General features: G+C 44.6%; 12 protein-coding genes and 1 CRISPR repeat array (1 of these 13 only partly in view). All 12 genes read right to left on the reverse strand.

The window, feature by feature from the left end:
- A CRISPR array of direct repeats spans nt 1–1,124; the repeat unit is 30 nt; unit sequence ATTTCAATCCCATTTTGGTCTGATTTTAAC (it extends 3,093 nt beyond the left edge of the window).
- 1,054 nt (nt 1,125–2,178) lie between these two features.
- The 12 genes from OXN82_RS06245 to cas7i all read right to left on the reverse strand — a co-directional run bounded on the left by OXN82_RS06245 (nt 2,179) and on the right by cas7i (nt 15,540).
- Nucleotides 2,179–3,381 carry a TIGR02710 family CRISPR-associated CARF protein gene (locus tag OXN82_RS06245; RefSeq protein ID WP_321211051.1) on the reverse strand — a complete coding sequence of 401 codons (1,203 nt, stop codon included), beginning with the start codon at nt 3,379–3,381 and terminating at the stop codon, nt 2,179–2,181.
- Nucleotides 3,374–4,474 carry a type III-A CRISPR-associated RAMP protein Csm5 gene (gene csm5 / locus OXN82_RS06250; RefSeq protein WP_321211052.1) on the reverse strand — a complete coding sequence of 367 codons (1,101 nt, stop codon included), beginning with the start codon at nt 4,472–4,474 and terminating at the stop codon, nt 3,374–3,376. The genes OXN82_RS06245 and csm5 overlap by 8 nt, the downstream gene beginning before the upstream one ends.
- Nucleotides 4,475–5,386 (reverse strand): type III-A CRISPR-associated RAMP protein Csm4, encoded by a 912-nt coding sequence (csm4, locus tag OXN82_RS06255; RefSeq protein WP_321211053.1) that lies wholly within the window; start codon nt 5,384–5,386, stop codon nt 4,475–4,477.
- 5 nt (nt 5,387–5,391) lie between these two features.
- Entirely contained in the window at nt 5,392–6,096 is a 705-nt protein-coding gene (csm3, locus tag OXN82_RS06260; protein WP_321211054.1) for a type III-A CRISPR-associated RAMP protein Csm3, read from the reverse strand.
- Between the two features lie 11 nt (nt 6,097–6,107).
- Nucleotides 6,108–6,518 (reverse strand): type III-A CRISPR-associated protein Csm2, encoded by a 411-nt coding sequence (csm2, locus tag OXN82_RS06265; RefSeq protein ID WP_321211055.1) that lies wholly within the window; start codon nt 6,516–6,518, stop codon nt 6,108–6,110.
- Nucleotides 6,515–8,947 carry a type III-A CRISPR-associated protein Cas10/Csm1 gene (gene cas10 / locus OXN82_RS06270; RefSeq protein ID WP_321211056.1) on the reverse strand — a complete coding sequence of 811 codons (2,433 nt, stop codon included), beginning with the start codon at nt 8,945–8,947 and terminating at the stop codon, nt 6,515–6,517. The genes csm2 and cas10 overlap by 4 nt, the downstream gene beginning before the upstream one ends.
- Before the next feature lie 217 nt (nt 8,948–9,164).
- Nucleotides 9,165–9,428, reverse strand: coding sequence for a CRISPR-associated endonuclease Cas2 (gene cas2, locus OXN82_RS06275; protein WP_321211057.1), 264 nt, complete (start codon nt 9,426–9,428; stop codon nt 9,165–9,167).
- A gap of 1 nt (nt 9,429) precedes the next feature.
- Complete coding sequence (cas1b, locus tag OXN82_RS06280) at nt 9,430–10,398, reverse strand: type I-B CRISPR-associated endonuclease Cas1b (protein ID WP_321211058.1); 969 nt, start codon at nt 10,396–10,398, stop codon at nt 9,430–9,432.
- A gap of 99 nt (nt 10,399–10,497) precedes the next feature.
- Nucleotides 10,498–11,028, reverse strand: coding sequence for a CRISPR-associated protein Cas4 (gene cas4 / locus OXN82_RS06285; protein WP_321211059.1), 531 nt, complete (start codon nt 11,026–11,028; stop codon nt 10,498–10,500).
- A 48-nt stretch (nt 11,029–11,076) separates the two neighbouring features.
- The gene (gene cas3 / locus OXN82_RS06290; protein ID WP_321211060.1) at nt 11,077–13,560 is read right to left on the reverse strand and encodes a CRISPR-associated helicase Cas3'; all 2,484 of its coding nucleotides are present in this window, start codon (nt 13,558–13,560) and stop codon (nt 11,077–11,079) included.
- Entirely contained in the window at nt 13,560–14,369 is an 810-nt protein-coding gene (cas5b, locus tag OXN82_RS06295; RefSeq protein ID WP_321211061.1) for a type I-B CRISPR-associated protein Cas5b, read from the reverse strand. The genes cas3 and cas5b overlap by 1 nt, the downstream gene beginning before the upstream one ends.
- A 1-nt stretch (nt 14,370) precedes the next feature.
- A complete protein-coding gene (gene cas7i, locus OXN82_RS06300) occupies nt 14,371–15,540 on the reverse strand; it encodes a type I-B CRISPR-associated protein Cas7/Cst2/DevR (protein WP_321211062.1) in 1,170 nt (389 codons plus the stop codon).
- Between the last annotated feature and the right edge of the window lies 1 nt (nt 15,541).

Consider the following 15,541-nt stretch of genomic DNA (forward strand, 5'->3'; position numbering starts at 1 on the left):
GAAAACCTTCCCAGCATATTGTAGTGATTTCAATCCCATTTTGGTCTGATTTTAACAAATCAACTGCCACAACGCCTCCGAAGGAATACTCTTATTTCAATCCCATTTTGGTCTGATTTTAACATATACTACACTTGTCGCCGACGAATATATCAATTATTTCAATCCCATTTTGGTCTGATTTTAACAACCACAACCCGCACTATGTGTGCGAGGCCTGTGGTAAAGTAGATTTCAATCCCATTTTGGTCTGATTTTAACTTTTTTATAGTCGGGGATACGATGTATCTATTTTTTATTTCAATCCCATTTTGGTCTGATTTTAACATTCATAATCACTGATAAGATCCATTTCCACTGTAAATTTCAATCCCATTTTGGTCTGATTTTAACCAACTCGGATTCAGGGACTCCCTTCGGGTTCACCATGATTTCAATCCCATTTTGGTCTGATTTTAACTTTTTATTGCTATGTACTGTTTCTCTTTTTTATCAATTTCAATCCCATTTTGGTCTGATTTTAACATTCAACTCCACGATAATCCTCCACCTCACCCACGCATTTCAATCCCATTTTGGTCTGATTTTAACTATCCCCAATATCTACTTACACAACCTACAGTTTATCAATTTCAATCCCATTTTGGTCTGATTTTAACAAAGAAAGAATAAGAATAAAGAATATTTGGAAAGAATTTCAATCCCATTTTGGTCTGATTTTAACTAACGCGGGGATATGATGCTTATGAGGCTGATCCGATTTCAATCCCATTTTGGTCTGATTTTAACAGGAACTGGGGGGTGGGGATAACGACTTGTTTAACAATTTCAATCCCATTTTGGTCTGATTTTAACACAGCAATAAATATTTAATCAAATTTAGCCGCCAACTGTATTTCAATCCCATTTTGGTCTGATTTTAACACTCTCAGAGGATGAATACGCAGAGGTGAAGAAGGAGGATTTCAATCCCATTTTGGTCTGATTTTAACGGGTGTACGGGGTGCTCCCCATACACCTCATCTACAGATTTCAATCCCATTTTGGTCTGATTTTAACCCTGACCAGGGCTAAATAGGGCACCTTGAAGTTTTATTTCAATCCCATTTTGGTCTGATTTTAACAGGGCGGATTTTTTCTCTATTTGGCATGTATCACTCTAAAATTTCTTCTCTCAGACTTATAAATTTGTCGATCCCCGATAATGCAGTTCATTTATATTGACAGACGACTTCCTGTAAGGGATCTGAGTTCAAAAATAAAGCGTTAAATAAATCCAAAATAACATAAAAAATATTTTAACAAGATAAAAATTCAAAAATCAAATATAATGTCTTTTAATTACAAAAGAAGCTTAAAATAACATTTAGTTACTATAAGACACTTGTGAAAAAACCGTCAAAAACGAACCTCTGAAAAGGCTCTGAATGAAAATAAAAGATATATAAAGTATTTAAATGATAATTTGAAATTTTATGGTGTGATATAGCTAGAATAAAAATCTTTAATGCCTAATTTTTATAGTTAAACCTATAAACAATTGTGAGAATCTTAATAAAGCCTTATAATATCTCATAATTATAAATCAGTGAATCCAATAGCTCTAAATAACTAAATGAGATACGGGAACAGCTAGAAGATATAATATACAATAAAAAGCTGTTTGATGCCTCTAGATTCTTTTAAAATGATCTGTGAAATCCAAATAAAAAATTAAAAATGTTAGGCTTCACACCATTCTGATCAGTCAGACCCCTCAAAAATGAAAAAATCAGATTTTGCATCTACAATGCGTCACTGGATCCAGGTGGATGCCTGTAGGGTGTGTGGAGCCGGTATTTTGCATCTACAATGAGTCATCAGATTCCTTAAACCATCTGCAGGATCAGTGACAGCTATTAAACAATTTAAAAGGGTATAATGGCTAATCAATGATACACCATATTATAAATAGCACCAGCAGTATAAGGGCGCCCATAGGGTTCAAAATAAGGGCAATCAGGAACTATGGAGGGTAATGCAGGATGAGGTGGAATAACCACATAGGGTTCAAAATAAGGGCAATCAGGAACCCAATTACAAGGGCGGTTTCGGCTTCCATCTGACAACCCCCAGAAGATTGAACATGCAAATAAACCTCATTCACCTTCTGACCACATGAAAACCCTCAAAAAATAATTAAAGTTCAGGGAAAGTGGCGTCCTCTATCTTTGAGTCTATCTTATCATCAATGATGCGTGCATAGCCAAGTACCCTTTCATAAAACCTCAGGTAATCATCCTCTGTAACAGAATCAAGTCCATGGGCCAGTATGGAGTAATTACGTATCTTAAGGAGATCCATTATCTCCTTATCCTCCCCAAAGGTCTTCCCAACCTCATAACCCTCACATTCAAGTAACCTGTAGGCATTCTTAAGGGCCACATGCTTTTCAGCGCCAAGTTTAAGTGTCGACCTTGTGCTCAGACTGTAATTATCAGGGTTCAGACTGTCGGTTTCATCACCATACTCTTCCTCAATGACTATCTGGGCTATCAGCTCAAGTGCACGGTAGAGCCTGGCTGCAGCATCATCATACCGTCCCTCAGAGGCTCTGCGCTTAGAATTGGCAAAAAGATCCGGAAGAAATGGTCTGTACCTGAATTTTCTCTTGCCCTTACGTGAACTCACAATCTGACCCAGTATATTTTTATTCCGCGTCACCACATCCTCAAGTTCCTCAAGTTCCTTTACCTCCTCACTGTTAAGGTACTCCATTGCCCTTTCATGGTCAAAGAGGTCCCAGTGGAGATATGCCTCTGTCAGTTTGATGTAGGCGTCCTTTTTCTCATGCTGAACAACTTCATTGAGGACATCAAGGGCTGTTTTAAACCTTCCAAGGTTGAAGAGTTCCCTGAACCTTCTTATTCTGAGTTTATCATAGATCTGGTACACGTTCTGTTTTATCACGGTCTCTGTGCCGCTCTGTACTGTCCCGTTTTTATCCCTGAAACCGGATATCACTGAAAGTTCCTTCCCATAGAGGACAGCCATTATGAAGGCTATTGATGTCATCGTCTTGGTTCCAGAGGTATAGTCGACGATTATTTCATCATCACTGTATCTCTTCATCTGTTCATCGATGCTCGTGAACCACTCACCCACGAGGTCAATATCATTAACCTCAACGAACTCATATTCCGGTAGAACCTTCCCCTCCCGTTTCGCTTCCTCTGATATGTACTCGACTGTTTTCCTGCTCTTATCTGACCCAAAGAAGATTACCCTGTCTGGTCTGTTGTGGTGTATTGAACTTAGAAGTCCATGTGCCAGACTTCTCACCCTCTCCTCAGAGTCCCCTACACCGGTACCTACTGTCATGAAGAGTATCCTGTTACTCATGGAAGATCACCTTAACCCAGCCTGGAGGTATTCTGCCGTTTATAAGTTTCCTTGTCTTTGGGAATTCGTATGGATATGTTCTTCTTCCTGCAAGTTTCCTTATTGAGTCATAGGTTGATGGGTCCTCCTCCTTGAACCTCAGGGCAATTGTGGTTGCCAGGAATCCACTGCCGTATCCTATCCTAATAAGAGGACTTTCAGAGGAGTTTTTTTCTTGAAGTTCTTCATAAAATTCCTTAAGGGTGCCTATATTATATTTTGACGCGAATTCTATTTCATGTTCAATGTAGTCCTTGCTGAATCTGTGTAGGAACTCCTTTATTTTTTCTGGATCTAAAAGTTTCTTGAGATCCCCCAAGCCGAGGTCATCGTATATCCTATTGTATGTGAATTTGATCTCAAATTCCAGCTCTACTTTGGGTATGCATTCAATATAGAGAGGGAAACTTTTATAACCAACTGAACGTCTTCCATCATTTAGAATTTTCACATTTAGAACTTTCATTTCATGCAGATAGGGAATTTTCACCGTGCTTGTATCAGTAACGTGCAGGAACCTCATTGCGCTCTTCTTTGCAGCGTCTCTGGGTTCGCTTGCTAAGAATCCATTGATGAAGTTCTGAAAATTAGGTTTTCTTCTATGGGCAACCCTAGAAATTCTATCAGAAATTCTATCAAGATCCGAGTCTGTGAGGTTTCCATAGAGTAGCGCTGTTCTTATGGACCCCTTTATTGATGAACCAGGTATGTAGAGTTCATCTGAGGTTTTGATGTGTTCACTGACCTCTTTTATATGATCTGATTTTGTCCTCAGGACACCCCTGTATCTTACAGATTCCCTTGCCGCCTTTTTAGCATCCGGAAACCCCTTGAAGAATCCGTTAAGGTCGAATTCTGGCGTTGTGAGATTATGAAGGAACTCATCCCGTGTTTTCTCATCAAGTTTTGAGTAAAGCTTCGTGGTATCGACACGTGAGAAAATCTCAAGTTCTCTGCCCCCGGACTTACCCTTTCCTGTGTAGAATTCCTGGGGACCATACTTTAGACCATTCCCTATGTGAACCGGTGTTATGACCCTAAGAGTGCATTTCAATTAACCACCACCCAGTGAGAGCTTGTATGCCAGTCCATATTCCACTGCAGACTTCCCTGACCTCACTATGGTCCCATAGTACTCCTTTCCTGTTTCCCTGAAGGTTGAGCCCTCCCTGAAGAACCTGACCTGTCTTCTTATCTCACCGTCAGGGCCCCTACCCCTTTTGGATCCGAGTTCAAACCAGGCATCAGCACCCAGTGCCTTGACCTCATCAGGGGTTGGTATGAATCTTGAAAGGGTCAGGAACCTGTCGCCTCCATTGTCTTCGAGTCTGTTTTCAGCAATCTCAAAGGAGAAGTGTCCCTTCCCTGTTGAGACATCTGGCCCCAGACCCCTGTCAGAGAGAAATTTCAGGGCTGATTTAAGGTATGGCCTGAATGATTCATCCCTGAACTTCACAAGAAAGAACCTGCCCATGTTCTCATAGAACACCCTCGTTATGTGGTATATGTTCTCTGTTTTTCTCTCGATTCTGTTTACAACATTGTGTGGTTCCTCAAATTCCCCTTCACCGAATTTCAGGTCCAGTTCGCTGTCAAAGAGGAGGCCCCTGTAGACCCTGTAATCATCGATTGACCCAACAATATCCGCCTCACCGATTTCCCCTGATGTCCATGAGAGGAAGATCTCCTCCTGGATGTGGGATGTCTTCTTGTATTTCTTGAATTTCTGGGGATCGTATCGCTTCTCTGGTTCTGTGATGATTTTAGGGTAGAACCGCACCCTTTCATCATTCTCGATGTAGGGGAAACTGGATGATACAAGGAAGGGTGGGTCCGAGGTGAAGAGGCCCATTATTTCATCCAGCTCGTCTGGATACAGCTGGCTGAAACTGTGGATGATGGAGCCGAATATGGTGTCCGATGATAGCTCGGGAAGGGAGGATTCTGGTTTCAGGTAGACGAGCATTTAACTCACTCTTCAGAAAGCTGGATATCTGCAAGGGCTTCAAAGTTTCCCAGGGTGTTTTCACCGGCCTCTCCACGGTAGTATTCAGCGGGTCTTTCTGTGATTGTTATATCCCTGAACTCCACCTTACCGTAACCCCTGGTTCCGCTACCGCCGAGGTAACTATCCTCAAGGAGCCTGAGTCCCTCAAGGACTACGCCAAGGTTGTCACTGTCTCCCTCATATTCGCTTACTATTATCTCAAATTCGAATTTGGAGCCCCTTGGAACCCGCTCCTGATTTCTGGGGTTTGCCCTTGAGGTTATCCTGTCAAGTGAGTTCTCGTACTTAAGTTCAGCCCCCTCAACAACATCACTGCTTTCATCCCACATTTTCAGGGTTTCCTCTGTTGGGAAGGAATCCCTTACTATTATCCTTGTGGGGCCTGAAACGCTGATGTTATCTGCGGCACTTCCAAATACCCTGCAGACCTCGCATTTTCCACACTTGCATGGACCCCCATTGGTCACCCTGTCAAGTGCAAGCTCAAGGAGTGCCCTCATCTTTCCCTTGATTGATGAACCTGGGATGTAGGGAAGTCTTGTTACCGGGTCCCTTATTATGACGTTGTCTGAGCCGCCAATTTCAATTGAGTCCTTTGAGCCCCCGATATGGAGACCGGTACTGCAGATGATTTCTCCGGAGATCAAATAATTTTTCTGGAATTTCATTTAAAACACCCTCATGATGTGTAAAATTTATGATAGGCCACTATTGATTCGAGAAAACTTACAAAGACCCTGAAGTTTTCGAGTTTTTCCTTATCATCGCCCCTGTCAACCTTGTCCATGATACTCATCATTATATCATAGAATCCCTTCGGTATGAGGTCCCTTCCACGGGCGTTTGCAAGCTGGGGCTTTAGCAGGTAGAAGTCAGCCTCTATATTCTCCCAGGAAGAGGCATTTTTCTCCATGTTCCTTATAGCCCCGAAAAATTTTCTGAGCTGTGTGGTCTTGAGATTTTTATTTGCCTGGGCTATTATATCCGCATAGCCCCCTGTATCTGCGTATTTTTTCACATTAAGGTCGCTGAGTTTTTCAAGTGTATTTATATCCCTTTTAACATCCTCAATGCTCATTGAATTACTCATGGCCTATCACCACTTCTTGTTCTTAAACTGACCCATGAAACGGGTATCCTGATCCATGGGATGAAATTGATGCCCTCCCTGAAGAGCTCCCTTCTGAGCTCCGCATCGGATATGTTCCTGAGTTTATAGACATAGTAGGGCACATAGTCCTTTCTGGAGAGTCTTATCTCCTGGCACCTCAGCCAGCTCTCATCATCCCTGATATCCTCATGGAATGTGGAGTCCCACAGTTTCAGGAGGGAGTATATGAAGCTCTTGGATAATTTACCGTCTTCATGGAGTTTTTCAAGTTTCAGGCCAAATTCAAGGAGTTCGTTGAATCCCTTAAACCTGTCTGTGTCCCACTGGACCGTCTCGCCAAAGAGGGATATTTTACCCCTCCCCAGGTCCTTTGATGTTTTAAGCTGCCTCTCTGCAATTTCAGCTGCCTTTCCTGCAGGGAATTTATGTCCTCCCATGAATATTCCGGCTGAAACATCTATGGATGGATTGGAGCATGTCCACTCCCTGAATTCGTTTCTGAGTCTCCCTGCGAATTCAACAATGTCATCGTACGGCCCGAATACCAGTACATCGTCCCCTCCAGAGTAGGTTATATAAATTGATGGAATGGAGTTTTCCTGGCATCTTTCACATAGACCCCCCCTGTATATTGTCCCGAGAGAACTTTTTATCTCAACGAGATTACCCCTGCAGCTGTCACATGGATCCATTGTGAAGGAGAACTCGGATGCAACCTGGTTTATGTAGCCAAGAAAGAAGATGTCCAGGAATGAACTCATGGTTGAGATCCTTGATACTGACCTGTCCGGGAGGCCCTCTGCGAATATCCTGCCGAGGTTGTCCACGTCCATCTTGAGTGCTGCCAGTTTATCTACGCCCCTGGCTGTGGATGCTATCTCTGTGAAGTCCAGTGCCCTGAATCTCGAACCCTCACTGACAGCCGGGACCGTGTTACCCATTAGGCTGAACCCGAATGACACGTTATCTGCCTGGATTCTATCCCTGATTTCAAGGAAGTCGGTGCTGTTGAGTCTGAGCACATCGATTCTATGATTTTTGGATGCGAGTTCATCTACCCTTGAAATGACTGCTCTGGAGTTCTCAAAGAAGTAGGATATTCCCGCTTCACTGAAATCCGCATCCACCGTACCATAGACCCGTATCATGTAATCTGCATTGGCTATCCCGGCCCCGAGTTCCTCATGGGATCTGCATGAGCTGCATATTGTGGCAACTGATGGAAGAGCACATACAGCGCAGGTACCCTGAGGTAGTTCAGATTCCAGCCTGAAGAACTCATCAAGAAGTCCCCTGAACTTTGACCTCTTATTTTTAAGGTTCTCTGCTGCAAGGTCATCAAGAACAGCCCCGAAGTCCCTGAGTTCCTCAGGGTCCGTTTCCCTCACCGCAAGTGCAAGGTAGAGTTCCCCGTTAAATGCCTCTATGAACCTCCTGTTAACCTCAAGGGAAACTTTTTCAATTATCCCCTTCATCCTTTCAGTGTTTGGGAGGACCAGTGTGAAGTGGCCGCCTCCACAGAACAGTATGTTTGCCTGGGAGAGGCCCGCTTCAGAGATTATCCGGTTTGCAGCCGCATCTGTGATCAGGCTTATTGAGAGTGATCTTCCCCTCAGCCTCTTGCTCATACCCTTCTGGGCCTCCTCAGGTGACGCCACACCTGTTATGAAGTTCTGGATACCTGATATATCCCCTGATGCTATGAGGTACGGTTTTCCTTTCCCACCATCCTCTCTGTGGAGGTAGAGGCAGCCAGCCAGTGCAGCGGTGGTTTTGAGGTGGTCAAAGAGTGAGATGTCGGGTACGCTCATGTAGACCGCTGATGGCATGAGCGAGGTGTATTTTTTAAGTAAATGGTACATGGTGTTAATATCCAGTTTCCCGTGTTCAGCTATCTCCTCCATGAAGAGGTTCCAGAGGCGCCTGTATTCCTCTTCAAGATTCCAGCCTGACATCACGGCCCTTCTGAACCTCTCAGGTTTTATCATGTCGAGGTTGGAGGGTCTGAGTTCCATGAGGGGTAGGTAGTATTCATCTTCTGTTTCCCTTTCATCCCCTAAGCTGACCTGTGAGAATACCGATATGAGCGGGTATTCATTAACCCTCCTTTTTGATTCTGATTTGTGCCTTTCACTTGCCGAGTGGTGGTCCGCATCCCTTATTATCCTCGCGTACTCTGGATTTTTTGATTTCGATGGGTTGTGGTGGTAGAGTACAAGGTCCTCTATGTCCTCCCCCAGTCCATTTTCAGCTACGAATGTCGCCGACCATTTACCATGTGCCCCTGTTTGTCCAAAATCAGACGGGGTGAGGCCCGCATATTTTTCACTGTGAGGTGAAGATGTTCTCTGATAAAATTTACCTATATCATGTAAAAGGGCGGCTAGCTGTATATCCTCAAGTTTCATGTAGAACACCGGAAATGAATATTTTAATATAGTTGAAATTATGATTAATATATATTTTCTCATTACACATTAAACGAAAAGGTTTATAAAAGGGTTTTTCTTATGTTGCCTGAATCTGGATGAGACCAGTACCCAGAGAACCCCCCATCCAACTAAAGTATCACATCAAGAGATTGAGGAGGAATAGATCCTCCTCTTCTCCTAAACCCCCATCCAACTAAAGTATCACATCAAGGGGGGATTTTTCCACCCCAAGAACATTTCTCTTAAATGCACTCTCTGACCGGAATGAGTATATGACCACCGAGTCCCTATCCTCATCTATGATCCTCTTAAGGTTCATCTCTATGCGTCTGAACTGACTCTCAGTAACCTCACCCTCAAATACTGAGTTCTGGACCCAGTGGAGTTCTGTCCTCAGATACGACTTAACCTTGTTAACCCTCTCAACTCCAACGTCATATACGATTAGAAGATACATCCTACCACCACATCACGAAGGGCTCATACTTCTTCTGGCCGATGAGGTGCTTTATGAGTTTATACGCTTCGAGTCTTATGAGGCGCCTGTAGGAGACCTTTCTACCCAGTTCCCTGTGTTTAACCGTTTTTCCGAGTCTCCTGTCATACTCGGCGAGGAATTTTCTTTTCCCTGAGTCGTTGAGGAGGCACTGATTCATTCCGTGCTCAAAGTCCTCAACCTTAATCGCCCTCTTCTTGATTAAGGAGATTATCATCCTGTCAATTATGGTTGGCTTGAATATCTCACTGAGGTCAAGTGCCAGTGAATACCTCCGTTCAAAGGGTTCGTGGAGATAGGAGATGGTTGGATTTAACTGTGTATTGTAGAGTTCAGTTATGACTGTTGAGTAGAGGAGGGAATTCCCGAAGCTTATCATTGCATTCGCCATATTCTCAGGGGGCCTCCTTGTCCTCCTCTCAATCCTGAATCCCTCAGGGAGTATCCCGTCGATGGCCCTGTAGTAGTCTGATCGTATCCTTGCCTCGACATTCATGACCTCCGTGATTGAAACTGATGATTCAAGATCCCCCAGTGTATCGGATATGCCATTCTCAAGGCCGTAGTACCCCAGGACCCTCTTCATGTTGAGTGCTGCCCCACTTACGAATGATTTTGCAAGTTCCATTCTCCTCCCATGGTCAAGGACGTGTTCAGCCTGTTTAATGATGATGTCCCCTGAGAGCAGTGTTTCACGGGGGTAGAAGCTACCGGTGTAGAATCCATAGCGGTTGAAAAAGTGTACAGGTATTCCCTCCCTTGACAGAAGGTTCAGAACCTGGGAGGAGATGCTGAGAGCCCCATATGCGTATATGGAGTAGATCTTGTTTATTGGCAGGGGTCTCTTTGAATCCTTGTTTAAAAAATACACTGTGTTCTCCTTTCTTTTAAGTAACCCGTCCGTTGTCAGGTAATAGTTCCTTCTTGTCATGATACCTCCAGCAGGATCAGAGATAATCCTGGTTATATTCAGATTCAGTTGATAGGAATCAGATCAGCTAGTCCTGAGATATTCAAATTTCAGTTGGGATCAGATCCAGCAAAGTTCAAAGTAGGCACAGCTCCTGCAGATGGGTTTCCTCTGGGGCGCTGGAGGCGGCCCCCTTATTATCCCATCGATATCCTTAATCACACTTTTAAGTTCCTCTTCGTCCTCATCATTTAGAGAAACCTCTGTTCTCTTTTTGAGGGCCGGATAATCAATGAATCCCTTCAGATTCTCTATCCCCTTCACATGTTTAAGGTAGAAAAGGTAGTAGAGGAGCTGGAACCTGTGGGCATCCTCCATGGTGTTGCTCTTTTTAACCTCATGGACCTCAAGACAGTCCTTCCTTTTAACGAAGTCGGCGGCTATGAGGTCGTCTATTATGAGTTCCTTCTTCTCACGGCTATATGATTCCTCATGGAGGAGCCTCCCAAGTTTAACGAGCTCAGATTCCCTCTCCATCTGAATGTTGTGGGAGAAGAACCAGAGTTTTGTTCTGCAGATGAAGTAGTAGTTTATCTGCAGCCCCCGAACAGCTGGATCCCCTTCCAGTTCAGAGATCATGGTCATTTCCATCACTGGAATATGATGATTTTACCTGCCAGGGCCAAACTCAGTGGATCACTAGAATATGAATGATGATTCATCCTCACCGAACACACTGTCAAGTCCAAGTTCACCTATGAGTTCAACTTCCTCATCGTCAATATTGCCCCATATGTAGAATCCCTTGAATTCCCCGGTCGTCCTGCTCCAGAAGTCGCTCTTTTCCTCATAGAATACCGGTACATTGATGGAGTACTCATAGAGGACCCTCCGGAGGTCCCACATGGTGGTTTTCTCACCTGTTCTCTCCTCAATCTCAGCCAGTATATCCTTCCAGAGCCTGTAATCTCCCTTTATGAGTTCAGCGAAGGCCAGTTCTATTTCAGATTCTGAGTAACGGAGGACAGCCTCTGGTATGAAGACCTTGTAGCCTGCCATGTTCCTGAAAAGGCGCTGTGCCTGGGTTCTCTTCTCAACCGTGAAGTAGTCCAGATCAGATAGTATCTCATCTATCCTGTTTTCGTAGACCTCTCTGAGGCTAAGGCCATTGAATTCCTCCCTGAAGACGTCTTCAATCATGTTTTTTTCCATCTGATAGTCAAGGGCCCTGCCCTCATATCCCCTGAGAACCCTCCGGGTTGCATCCACAACCTTCTTATCGTATATGAGTGATGTCCTCCTGTCTGTACCTGTGAAGACGATTATGTTGGGCTCAGTGGAGTTATAATCCCGGTCCCTGTTCCTGTAGATCCTGCCCCATCTCTGGATCTGGCTGTCTATGGTTGAGATCTCTGTTATCATGACATCGAAGTCCAGGTCAACCGAGGCCTCTATGATCTGGGTTGATATCACCATGAGGCCCTTATCTTCCCTCTGTTTTTCCTTTATTTCCCTTATCCTCCGTGATTTTTCCTTCTCAAGGAGTCTTGAGTGGAGGAGGTAAACGTGAGGGTCATCGGAGTATTCCCTGTAAAGTTCAACCGCCTTCTGAACATTGTTCACAACTATCAGGATATTTTTACCTGCGTTTTCCTCAATTAGTCCATCAAGTTCGCCTGAAACCTCAAGTTCGTCACTGAAGAGGGGTTCGTCCATCAGTTTGAGGACGTGCCTCCTCATGCTGAGGTTCTTTATTTCATCCTGCCTGTTGATGGTTGAGACGTCAAGTACCTGGAAGTCCATGGCATCAAGGAACCTCCTGAAGTAGGGTGGGAGGGTGGCTGTCATGACCAGTATGCTGCCGTCGAGTTCACTTATCATCTGCAGGGTCTTGATGATAACAGCGGCCATTTCCTCATTGTAGGTCTGCACCTCATCGATAACAATTGAACTGAATGGATAGGCTGAGATCACCTTGTCTGAGCCGAAATAGTTGAGGGAGGTTATCAGGACCTGGTCTGGTGTTGTGAGGAGTACGGGGGATGCCAAGAGCCTGGCGGAGGTGAGCATCCCATCAAGGTCCGTGTCCCGTCCCCTCCTCTCCTCCCGGAGGTACTCTATGAATGCTGTTGAATGAAGTATATCAATCTCATCAGAACGGAAGTACCCATCGGAGTCCCTCAGTCTCATGAATATATCGTTGAGGGCAACCCTCAGTGGGAGGGTATAGATGAATTTTCTTCCCTGACGTGAGGCCCATAGGAGTGAGAACTCTGTTTTCCCTGAGCCAGTGGGCGCCACCAGAACAAGTTTCCCTGAATCCCCGAAATCGTTAATTAAACCTATCTGCCAGGGTTCTCCCCCTATCCTTGATTTTATTTTCTCCTCAATATCCTGGAAAACCTCTTCAGTGAACATTTCAATGTCAACGCCGGCACTTGCTGAGTAATCCGCCTTTCTGAGCAGCCCTGATATTACAAGGAAATCCAGAGAGTTTTCTTCAGGTTCATAGAGAACCGCAAAGTCGGATATGTCATCGTCATATTCCCTTATCTTTGTGAGGAGGATCTCTGGCTTATCAAAGTCCATTGTAGTTTTTATCCTTGCCACCGCTGAACCTATGAGGTCAGACGGGATTGAATCCTGAATGTAATCCAGCAGGTCCTCCAGGAACCTCTCAAGTTCATCTCTCCTTTCAATGATGAATGAGAGGTAGGTCTCAAAGGCTTCCCTGTATGTGAATACGAGTTCCATGAGGTCCTTCTCGTTAATGAAGTATTCATTATAGTGGTGGAGCAGTATTGCTGTCCTCATCACAGCGTCATTTTCATCATTCCCCATGAGAAATGTGCTCCATATTATGGAGATTATCTCATGTCTCGGGGACCTCTTCAGCTGTTTGAGTGGTGAGAGGAATTCCTCTAGGACTTCCCATTCACCCTTTTCATCGCCCCTGAGTTTCTTCTGGAAGTTGTAGTCTATCTTTCCAAGGTCATGTATTATTGCAGCCGCCGCAAGGGCCTCAAAGGTTTCCCCTTCAATCCTGTGGGAAAAGTTCTGCATGTTTTCCCGGTAAAAGTTATGGAAGGCGTCCACCCGGGCCGCTGTCTCCATTAGATGATCCTTTAAGAGATAGGAGGGCTGGTCATCAGATTTTGCCCTTATCAGGTCTATCAGTTCCATCATAGCCACCCGAAATCTGCCGGTATTTTGAATATTGGTCCATCATCAAGTCTGTAGACCTCGGTCCTTATTGTGTCCCTTAAAAAGAGGACCTGGTTCATCCCAGTGTAGATAACTGTCTGGAATGAGGGTATCCTTTCGGTTTCAGGGCCCAGTTCAGCCTTATTTGATATTATATTATCGCCGTTCCTGAAGAGGACCCTCTCAGGGATTGAGTAAACCGGAAATTTCTCATTTTTCAGTGGAAGGTGTTCATCACCACTTCTGAGCTTCAGGTAGGTCGGGTATGTGAGCCAGAGGCTCTTTTTAACCTTCTTCTCTTCAGCCTCAAAGTCCCTGTGGATGCCCCTTATGAAGATAATGTCCTCTGATCTTCCAAGGTAAAGCGTCCTGGAGGGTTTCAAGAGGGCCTCTTCTATCTCCTCAAGGATCTCCCCATCACCCCTCAGGAATATATAGTAGTGGCCGTTGAAAAGCTCCTGCTGATATGATGGACTTCTCTGTGATTTTTTATTCTCATTGTAGAGTGGATAGCCCTTATTCCATAGTTTAAGTTTATTTCGATGGGATTTAAGTGAGATATCCCCCATTATGAAGCTCTGGTAGTTCCAGAAGGTGCTCTCAAAGAGGCCGTGGATGCTCATGCTGATCCTGCTGATTTCCTGGTCGTAGTATCTGCCTGTTGCATTCTGCAGCATCCCTGTTACAGTTGACTTTGGACTCAGGGGATACGTCTGGGCGTAGTCAAATGTGAAGGGGTTTCTGAACTGGGCGAACGGCTGAAAGATCTCAACTGCAAGGGTCTCCATCCTAATCCCCTGAATTTCTCTTTAACTCTATGGCGGGATCTGTGAAGACGGCCACCTCAGATAATTCACCTTCACCGAATATTTTCTCTACGAATTCCTCCACATCATCCATTTCCAGTGTTTCTGCATCAAGACCGCTTACTTCAAAAACAGGTTTCCTCTGTTTGTTTGTGACATGTTTAACCCTGAGTATTCGGCCCTTATCTGTTTCCTGCTCCTCTATTTCATCGTACTCTTCCTCTGTGTACTCATCGAGAAGGGCTATCCTGTCCTTGAATGTCCTGTAGGGTGAATCCCTGTAGAGTCCAAGGACCAGCAGTTTTGGGGATAGGTCCTCGTTGCGGGCCTTTATTGTCCTTTTAAGATTCATTACAGTCTTTAAAAGGCTCCTGATACGTTCCTTTATCTTTTCCTCATCCTTGAGTCTGTATCTTATCCTGTAAACCTTATCTATCTTCTCAAATTCAAGCAATTCAACCTTCTCTGACTGGAGTATCTCCTTTTTATTCCTTCCCTTTTTAAGCTGGATGAGGAGCCCCTCACCATTGAGGCTTGATACCTTCTCGATTCCTTCAAGTTTGTATTTGCCCTCGGCAACTGTTACGTCGCTGCCCTCAGCAATGTAAATTTCAATCTCACCTATACTGTCAACGTCAACAACTATGGAGTACTGGTAGAAGGTTTCATGTTCCTCTGCTGTGAAGGGGTTGGGCTTCATTTCACCGTGGCGCTTGCGCATGCGGTTGGCAAGGCCTATGTTGGCGTTGAAATGGGCGTCATACATGAATGGGGTCATTGAAACCGCGTGGCCAACCTTTACCGGTGCTGTCCGGAAGTTCTGTGGGGTTGTCTCGGTTATGAGGTAGCCGAAGAGGTCAAACTCAGGGTACTCAAGTATGTCGCCTGTGAGGAGGAATTCTGTGGCTGGCTGTATAACCGTGCTGTCCCCCTTACCTGACTTAATAAGGTTGCTGGCGTCTGCAAGTTCAAATAATCCAACCTTCTCTGCGGTGTCCAGCATGCTGTACCTGAGGGCATATCTGCTCACCAGTGTGTACTGCCGCCCATCCCACTTGGTTATCTTCTTTAGTTCCTGGTAGTTTCCACTACCCTGGTCATAGTTGAGGGAGTTTCCATAGAATACAAGATCCATTACGATGTGCCTTGACATT

The organism is Methanothermobacter sp. DP, from assembly GCF_026692625.1.
Classification (GTDB): domain Archaea; phylum Methanobacteriota; class Methanobacteria; order Methanobacteriales; family Methanothermobacteraceae; genus Methanothermobacter; species Methanothermobacter marburgensis.

Coding starts and splice junctions, on each gene's coding strand:
- cas4 (WP_321211059.1), bottom strand. CDS start 11,028: ATGGAAATGACCATGATCTCTGAACTGGAAGGGGATCCAGCTGTTCGG.
- OXN82_RS06245 (WP_321211051.1), bottom strand. CDS start 3,381: ATGAGTAACAGGATACTCTTCATGACAGTAGGTACCGGTGTAGGGGAC.
- cas7i (WP_321211062.1), bottom strand. CDS start 15,540: ATGTCAAGGCACATCGTAATGGATCTTGTATTCTATGGAAACTCCCTC.
- csm3 (WP_321211054.1), bottom strand. CDS start 6,096: ATGAAATTCCAGAAAAATTATTTGATCTCCGGAGAAATCATCTGCAGT.
- cas10 (WP_321211056.1), bottom strand. CDS start 8,947: ATGAAACTTGAGGATATACAGCTAGCCGCCCTTTTACATGATATAGGT.
- cas3 (WP_321211060.1), bottom strand. CDS start 13,560: ATGGAACTGATAGACCTGATAAGGGCAAAATCTGATGACCAGCCCTCC.
- cas1b (WP_321211058.1), bottom strand. CDS start 10,398: ATGACAAGAAGGAACTATTACCTGACAACGGACGGGTTACTTAAAAGA.
- csm4 (WP_321211053.1), bottom strand. CDS start 5,386: ATGCTCGTCTACCTGAAACCAGAATCCTCCCTTCCCGAGCTATCATCG.
- cas5b (WP_321211061.1), bottom strand. CDS start 14,369: ATGGAGACCCTTGCAGTTGAGATCTTTCAGCCGTTCGCCCAGTTCAGA.
- cas2 (WP_321211057.1), bottom strand. CDS start 9,428: ATGTATCTTCTAATCGTATATGACGTTGGAGTTGAGAGGGTTAACAAG.
- csm2 (WP_321211055.1), bottom strand. CDS start 6,518: ATGAGTAATTCAATGAGCATTGAGGATGTTAAAAGGGATATAAATACA.